Here is a 7,401-nt window from a genome sequence, read left to right as displayed (position 1 = left end):
TCTTCCAGGTGAGTGAAGTGCGAGTTCGCCGGGTCCTGGCAGTTGTGCATGTAGTCTTTGATGTCGACGATGATCGCGTCTTCAAGCTTGGTGGTGAAGTAGTGCTCTTGGGTGCCGGCAGCCGAGGTGCGGTACCACTTGATTTCGATGGAAGTCAGGCGCTCGCCGGAAGTCAGGGCAGCCAGCAGCAGTGGCGAGGACTTGTCGAAAACCTTGGTGATTTTCACTGGTTTGTGAACGCGCTGGCCGGTTGGTTGGCCGGACTGCGGGTCACGCGGGATGATCACTTCGTGGTTGAAACCCTGAACCATGACCTGGTCTTCGTGACCTTCCTGGTAGGTGTTGCCAACCGAATCAGCGGTGAATGCACCGGCAGTGATCAGGCCTTGTTTGGTGCCAGTGATGGACATGTACGCTGGTGTAGCCATGGATGCTCTCCTTGCTAAATAAATGAGGGTGCCCGGGAGGCGAGATCGCCCGGTGGGTACTTCCTACACATCAAGCTTCGTGCCATGCAATACATTTAGTATATAAATCAATGAGATATGAGTTGTTAGTGTCGGTTTTGTCTCATTTGCCTGTAGGAAAAGTCGCTAATGTGCGCAAGAAGTTGCGCAGCACTGCGCAACTTCTTGCGCACTTGGCTGCAGGCCTTGCGTGGCGCGGCCTGGAGCAGGCTGGGTGGGTGTTTTTCGGAAGGTGAGTGCGCAACTTCTTGCGCACTTGGGTTTTTGGATGCCATTAGCAGCGCTGGCCGATACAGCGAATCGGTGGTGCAGCCTTAGCCTGCGATTGGAGCACGCCAGTCATCAGAACCGGATGTATTGGAGACGACGTGCTCCCAGGTGATTTTGCGGTAGCTGAAATACACATCTTCCAGGTGCGTGAAGTGTGCGTTGCCAGGGTCTTGGCAATTGGGCATGCGCGACTGGATTTCGATAATGATGGCGTCTTCGAGGGTGATGGTGAAATAACGCTCCTGGGTGCCGGCGGCCGAGGTGCGGTACCACTCGAGGTTGCATTCGATCATCTTTTCACCGCTGGTCAGGGCTGCGAAAAGCAGTGGTGAGCACTTGTCGAAGGTTTTGGTGATCATCATGGGTTTGTGAACGCGTTGACCGGTCGGCTGCCCGGACTGCGGGTCGCGAGGGATGATGACCTGGTGACTGAACGCCTGAACCAGGATCTGATTTTCATGACCTTCCTGATAAACGTTGCCGACCGAGTCCTGACTGAAGTTGCCCTCGGTGATGAAGCCTTGCTTGGTGCCGGTGAGTGACAGATATGCGGGTGTTGGCATGAATGCTTTCCTTGCCTGATCAATCGAAGTGTCCGGGAGAGGAAAATCGCCCGATGTACACCTGACAGTGATCAAGCTTCATGCCATTTGAATTTAATTTATATAAATCAATAGGTTATTGTTTGTTTCAAGCTGATATCGATGAATTGTCAAGAAAAGTGCGCAACTTCTTGCGCACCACAGCGCAACAACTTGCGCAGTGCCTTGAAAGCCATACAGGCGATGCTGCAAGCCAGATCAAAAGCGGGTTATCCACAGGCATGCTGCGCAACTTCTTGCGCATCATGGCCATGTGACTGCCTGTAGTGCATCGCCTTAGAGCTTCGCGGGCGACTCGGTAGAAAAGAATGCTCACATGTTCGCCAGCGCCAGAGGGGGCCGTGTATCTAGGCTGATAGAGCGCATTGAACAGTGCACCGCTGGTCTGCCTGAGTGTATAGCAAGTTGCGATATGAATAGTCCGGGTTTAACCTTCATAGCAAGATGCGATAAGGATGTTGCATGCGTGTGATCACCGAAAAGCGAATTTGGGAGGCCAAGAAGCAATGGCCACATTCAGCCAATGCGCTGGATCAATGGTATCGACAGGTCAAGAGGAACAGCCCGGGCGACTTTGCGGCAATGAAGGCGATGTTTCCCGCAACCGATAAGGTGGGGGCGTTCCATGTATTCGATATTGGCGGGAACAAGCTGCGCCTGATCGCTGCCGTGCACTACTTGGCGCAACGGCTGTATATCAAGCAGGTGCTGGATCATCGTGAATATGACAAGGGTAAATGGAAGGAGGAGCGTCGATGAACGTTCTGATCAAACAAGCCGCTGAGCACTGGCACTTTGTGTCGCCGTTGCTGCGCAAACCGAAAAACGAGGCTGATTACGATGTGCTCGTCAAGGCGCTCGATGAGCTGCTGGACCTGATTGGCGAAGATGAATCCAGCCCGCTGATGAGTCTGGTGGATATCCTCAGTGACTGGATCGAGGCCTACGACCAGCAACACCGGCCAATGCCTGTGGCCAGTGGTGTTGATGTGCTGCGCTACCTGATGCGCGAACACGGCTTGAGTCAGAGCGACCTGCCGGGTGTGGGCGCGCAATCGGTGGTATCGGAAATCCTGAGTGGCAAACGCCAGCTCAACCTGCGGCAAGTCCGCTGGTTGGCCGAGCGCTTCGGTGTGTCGGTAGAAACCTTCATCTGACCGCCCTCAAGACGAACAGCTGATCTCCAGATGCTTGCCCCACTCAGGTGGGCGCTCGGCGTAGCTGTCCATGCCGGGCTGTTCTTCGAACGGTTTGCTCAGCACCGCGTGCAGGCGACGAACCTCTGCATAGTCACCGCTTTCTGCCGCGTCGATGGCTTTCTGTGCCAGGTAGTTGCGCAGGATGTAGAGCGGATTGACCGCGTGCATGCGGGCGCGGCGCTGTGCTTGATCGCTGTTGCCGTCGCGGGCGACGCGTGCGCAGTAGCGCTCGGCCCAGGCATCGAAGCCCTTGATGTCGACGAAGTCGTCGCGCAAGCGGGCGACGGCGAGCTCGGCGGCTTGATCGCCTAAACGGCGGAAAAACAGGCTGTAGTCGACGCTGCTGTTTTGCATCAGTTGCAGCAGGTTTTCGATCAGTTGCTGGTCGTCTTCCTCGCCCGTGGTCAAGCCGAGGCGACGGCGCATCAGGTCCAGGTAATGAGCCTGATACAGCGGGAAGTACAGGCCGAGGGTTTCGCGCAGGGCCTCGACGCTGATGAACGGTGTCAGGGCCTGGGCCAGTGCGCTGAGGTTCCATTGGCCGATCGGCACTTGATTGCTGAACGAATAGCGACCCTCATCATCGGAATGGTTGCAGATGAAGTTGGCGTCAAAGTCGTCGAGGAAGGCAAACGGACCGAAGTCGAACGTGACGCCGAGGATCGACATGTTGTCGGTGTTCATCACCCCGTGGCAGAAGCCATAGGCCTGCCATTTGGCGATCAGCTCGGCGTTGCGCTCGACGACTTCGCGGAACATCGCCAGGTACGGTTCCGGCTGTTCCAGGCACTCGGGGAAATGCATCGCCAACACGTGCTCGCCGAGGGCTTTCTGCTGTTCGGGCCGTTTGGTGTAGTAGAAGTATTCGAAGTGCCCGAAGCGCACATGGCTCGCCGCCAGGCGCAGGACCATGGCCGCGCGTTCCTGTTTCTCGCGCCAGACCGGGGTGTTCGAACCGATCACGCACAGTGCGCGGGTGGTCGGGATACCCAGTGCGTGCAATGCTTCGGACGCCAGAAACTCACGAATCGACGAACGCAGCACCGCCCGGCCATCGCCCATGCGCGAGTACGGCGTTTGCCCGGCGCCCTTGAGGTGCAAGTCCCAGTGCTCGCCGGCCTCGTTGTAGACCTCGCCCAGCAGCAGCCCGCGACCATCGCCCAATTGCGGGTTGTAGGAACCGAACTGGTGCCCGGAATAGACCATCGCCCGCGGCTCGGCTTCTGCCCACAGCTTGTGACCGCCGAACAGTTCGGCGAACACTGGCGTTTCGGCAACGCTCGGGTCGAGGTCAAGCAGGGCCATGGCTGCAGGGCTGGCAACCACCAGTCGTGGTTCGCCGATGGGCTCAGGCAGTACATGAGTTGAGAGCGCGTCGCCCAGGCGGGCGAAGCGGTTGTCGAAGGTCAGTTCGTCGAGGGCTTTCAACGGCCATCTCCAGCAGAATGTCCGAGCATTCTGCTGGGGAATGGCGCGTGGCGTCCAGTCAGTCGAGTTGTACTGATGGCGGCTCGGGTGGGGTCTTGCCTGTATTCGGGGCCTTGGCGGGTTTGACTGCATCGCTGGTCAGCAACAGCTGTTCCTGGCCTGTCAGGTTTTTCAGGTGGATATCCACCTGACGGAAAGCGATGTTGATGTCGTGCTTCTTGAACTCGCTGTTGATGAACCGGTTGATTTCATCGAGTGCCGGGTTACGGTCGCCGAGGTCGCGCACGTGAATACGCAGCTCGTGATCCAGGGTGCTTTCACCAAAGTTCAGGAAGTACACGGAGGGCGCAGGGTCCTTCAGTACGCGCGGGTTTTCCATGGCCGCTCTGAGCAGCAGGGTACGTACCAGCTCCAGATCCGAATCGTAGCCGACGCCCAGCTTGAGGGTGACCCGGGTCACAGTGTCGGTCAGCGACCAATTGATCAGTTGCCCGGTGATGAACGTTTTGTTCGGGACAATGATGTCCTTGCGGTCGAAGTCGGTGATGGTGGTGGCGCGGATGCGGATTTTGCTCACCGTGCCCGACAGGTTGCCGATGGTGATCGTGTCGCCGATCCGGACCGGGCGTTCGAACAGGATCATGATCCCGGAGATGAAGTTGGCGAAGATCTCCTGCATACCGAAACCCAGGCCGACCGAGAGCGCGGCCACCAGCCATTGCAGTTTGTCCCAGCTCACGCCGAGGGTCGACAGGGTGGAAACGAAACCCACACCGGCAATCACATAGGTCAGCAGGGTGGTTGTGGCGTAGGCACTGCCCTGAGCCAGATCGAGCTTGGACAGCACCAGCACCTCGAGCAACCCCGGCAGGTTTCGCGCCAGGGCCACGGTAATACCGATGATGATCAGCGCACCGAGCAAGTCGCCGATGCTGATCGGCACCATGCTCATGTTGGCACCGACGCCGCTGGTGTACTCGTACAACGTGATGTTGTCGAGGTACGAGAATACCGAGATCAGGTCTTTCCAGACCCAATACAGCGCAGCGATGAAGCCGCCGAGCAGGGCCAGACGGATCAGGCGCAGGGATTGTTCGTTGACTTTCTCGATGTCCAGTGTCGGCTCTTCGACGATCGCTTCACCGTCGCCGGCTTCTTTGGCGGCCTGGCGTTTGGTCAGAGCGCGCTGGTAGGCCAGGCGCCGCGCCGCGACGGCCAGACCGCGTACAAAGGTGGCTTCAATGATCAGCCAGAACATCAGCAGGTACAGGGTGTTGATCAACCGGTCGCTGAGTTTCAGTGCGGTGTAGAAGTAGCCAAAGCACACGGCGATAAACAAGGCGATCGGCAGCACAGTGAATAGAATGCCGACGGCTTTGCGAAACAGGGAGGCGCTGTTATGGGTCGGACTGTGGATCAGCAGACGGCTGAGCAGCCAGGCCATCAAGGCGTAGCAGGTCAGCACCACGGCGATACCGAGTACGTCGTCCGCCAGGGCCGCCGGTTGCAATTCGGCAACTGCCACCACGGCGACCAGTGCCAGCACCACCAGACCCAGGCGACGGATCCAGCCGCGGAGGAATTCCACCTGCGGTCTTTCCCAGCGAAAGTGCAGTTCCGCCACGCCACCCGGCGCAAGGATCCGGTACGCGGTGTAGAACACCAGCCACGCCTGGGCAATTTGCAACAGGGCGGCGCCGAGGTTGGCGTTTTGCCCGCGGGCGTCGATCTGCAAGGCGAAACCGCACAGGGCCAGGGCCAGCGACACCGGCATTGCCAGCAGCACGTTGATCAGGATCGCCTGTGGGGTGTGCCATTGACTGTCACGTTTGAAGTGACCGATGTCCTGGTGCACCTTGTTCAGTCGCGCATAGAGGTATTTGCGCCGCCAGACCAGGAAGCCGATCAGCAGCACCAGCGGCAGAAACAGCAGTGGCCGCTGGGTCAGGCCGTCGGCCAGCTCGCTCAGGCTCGAAGCCCAGGGCAGAGTGATGACCTGTTTCTCCAGGCGGTCCGGCACGCCGCGCATCCATTCGAAATCCAGTGGCTTGTTGCTGGGAATCCAGAACATCTGTTCGTCGAGGGTTGCGCGCAGATTCTGAGCGGTAGTGAGCAGCTGTTTCTGGTTCAGTTGCAGGGTGATGGATTCGTTGAGCTGCGCGCTCAGTTCGCGGCTCAGGCGCTCCAGCAGGTCGGCGCGGGTGACAGCCAGATCCAGCAGGGTTTTGCGCAGTTGCGGGGTGACCTGGTCGGGCGGCTGGCTCGCCAGCAAATTATCCACATAGGCGCCGGGCGTGTTGATCAGTTCGCGTTGTTGATTGACTTCGAACTGGTACAGGCGAATGTCGGCGATGTCATTGGCCAGGTCCCGATCAAGCTTGAGGCGTGGCAGGGCCTGCTTTTGTTTGTAGAGGATCTTGGACAGCAACAGGCTGCCCTTGAGCACGCTGATCTGTTCGTCCAGTGCAGCGTCGCTTTGGGTCACGCTGTCAAGTTGCTGCTTGGTCTGCAGGTTCTGCTGGGTCAGCTCGTTGAGACTGTCGGTCCTTTTGAGCAGGTCGTCGGAGAGCTTGAGGTTGGCAGCGCTTTCCGTGGCCAGAAGATTGCTGCCGCCGGCCTTTTGCGCTTCGATCGATTGCTGAGTCACCGTCTGTTGAGACTGGGCCAGGCGCTTCTGGTTGATCAGGGTTTGCAGGTCCTGGATCTCGTGCTCCATGCGCGCGGTTTTTTCCTGCAGCAAGTCGTGTTGGCTGCTGCCCAGGTCCTGCAGCTGGCTGTTGCCGGCCAGTTCCTGACGACGCAGCGGAATCAGCGCATTCAATGCGGCCAGTTCGGCGTTGAGGGCATCGCGTTGCTCGGTCGTCAGGGCTTTGCCGTTGTCTTTGCCAAGCTTGAGGATGCTGTTGATTTGCAGGATGCGTGTCTGGCTGTTGCTGATCTCGGCCTGGGCGCGTTCGGGACGGGTTTGGGCGGTGATGGTCAGGCTGTTGGCATCGGCCAGGGCTTTTTGCAGATCACTTTGCTGGGTGCTGCGTTCCGTCAGCATCTGCTCGAGTTGTGCCACCGACAGGTTGGCGTAGCGTTGTTCGATCGGTATGACTTTGCTGGCCTTGAGGCGCTCCAGCTCACGCTGATTTTCGATGTTCTGCTTGGGCGCCGTGCTCAGTTGTTGCTTGAGGTTGTCCAGGCGCTTTTCATAATCGTCCCGGTTGGACAGTTGGGTCAGCGTCTGTTGCAGCACCAGTTGCAGGGCTTTTTGATCGGCCTCGGGCAGTTTGCGCTCGGCAATCTTGTCCAGGCTTTTCTGGACAGACTCGGCGGACGGCGGTTCGGCCGCTTGCAGAGTGCCGACGGAGAGACTCAGCCCTAGCAGGGCGATAGCTAAAAATGTGCGCAAGGTTGGCATAGAGACCGATCGAAAACGTAACGAAAAAA

The 7,401-nt window shown here is 58.4% G+C and carries 7 protein-coding genes; 3 read left to right on the top strand and 4 right to left on the bottom strand.

Translation table 11 applies throughout. The features are described 5' to 3' along the window. Positions 1-428, bottom strand: a 428-nt coding sequence (locus tag AC1DHT_RS21170) for an Hcp family type VI secretion system effector (RefSeq protein WP_477761455.1), incomplete at its 3' end; no start/stop codon positions are given. Between the two features lie 353 nt (positions 429-781). Beyond that, a complete protein-coding gene (locus AC1DHT_RS21165; RefSeq protein ID WP_427529382.1) occupies positions 782-1,300 on the bottom strand; it encodes an Hcp family type VI secretion system effector in 519 nt (172 codons plus the stop codon). An 80-nt stretch (positions 1,301-1,380) separates the two neighbouring features. Between AC1DHT_RS21165 and AC1DHT_RS21160 the strand changes: the two genes are divergently transcribed. The 3 genes from AC1DHT_RS21160 to AC1DHT_RS21150 all read left to right on the top strand — a co-directional run bounded on the left by AC1DHT_RS21160 (position 1,381) and on the right by AC1DHT_RS21150 (position 2,496). Continuing rightward, on the top strand, positions 1,381-1,596 hold the full coding sequence (locus tag AC1DHT_RS21160; protein WP_427537905.1) for a hypothetical protein: 216 nt from the start codon (positions 1,381-1,383) through the stop codon (positions 1,594-1,596). A gap of 205 nt (positions 1,597-1,801) precedes the next feature. Next, positions 1,802-2,098 (top strand): type II toxin-antitoxin system HigB family toxin, encoded by a 297-nt coding sequence (locus AC1DHT_RS21155; protein ID WP_427537908.1) that lies wholly within the window; start codon positions 1,802-1,804, stop codon positions 2,096-2,098. Beyond that, positions 2,095-2,496 (top strand): helix-turn-helix domain-containing protein, encoded by a 402-nt coding sequence (locus AC1DHT_RS21150; protein ID WP_427529387.1) that lies wholly within the window; start codon positions 2,095-2,097, stop codon positions 2,494-2,496. The genes AC1DHT_RS21155 and AC1DHT_RS21150 overlap by 4 nt, the downstream gene beginning before the upstream one ends. 6 nt (positions 2,497-2,502) lie before the next feature. Here AC1DHT_RS21150 and selO read toward each other — a convergent pair whose 3' ends face one another. Beyond that, positions 2,503-3,966, bottom strand: coding sequence for a protein adenylyltransferase SelO (selO, locus tag AC1DHT_RS21145; RefSeq protein ID WP_427537911.1), 1,464 nt, complete (start codon positions 3,964-3,966; stop codon positions 2,503-2,505). A gap of 58 nt (positions 3,967-4,024) precedes the next feature. After that, positions 4,025-7,372, bottom strand: a complete 3,348-nt coding sequence (gene mscK, locus AC1DHT_RS21140) for a mechanosensitive channel MscK (RefSeq protein ID WP_427537914.1) — start codon at positions 7,370-7,372, stop codon at positions 4,025-4,027. Positions 7,373-7,401 lie beyond the last annotated feature (29 nt).

The sequence above is a fragment of the Pseudomonas sp. 05N432 genome, from assembly GCF_056396945.1.
The sequence above is the reverse complement of the archived record's forward strand: the minus strand, read 5'-3'. Positions and strand labels throughout refer to the sequence as shown.

Coding starts and splice junctions, on each gene's coding strand:
- mscK (WP_427537914.1), bottom strand. CDS start 7,372: ATGCCAACCTTGCGCACATTTTTAGCTATCGCCCTGCTAGGGCTGAGT.
- AC1DHT_RS21160 (WP_427537905.1), top strand. CDS start 1,381: ATGCCATTTGAATTTAATTTATATAAATCAATAGGTTATTGTTTGTTT.
- AC1DHT_RS21150 (WP_427529387.1), top strand. CDS start 2,095: ATGAACGTTCTGATCAAACAAGCCGCTGAGCACTGGCACTTTGTGTCG.
- AC1DHT_RS21155 (WP_427537908.1), top strand. CDS start 1,802: ATGCGTGTGATCACCGAAAAGCGAATTTGGGAGGCCAAGAAGCAATGG.
- AC1DHT_RS21165 (WP_427529382.1), bottom strand. CDS start 1,300: ATGCCAACACCCGCATATCTGTCACTCACCGGCACCAAGCAAGGCTTC.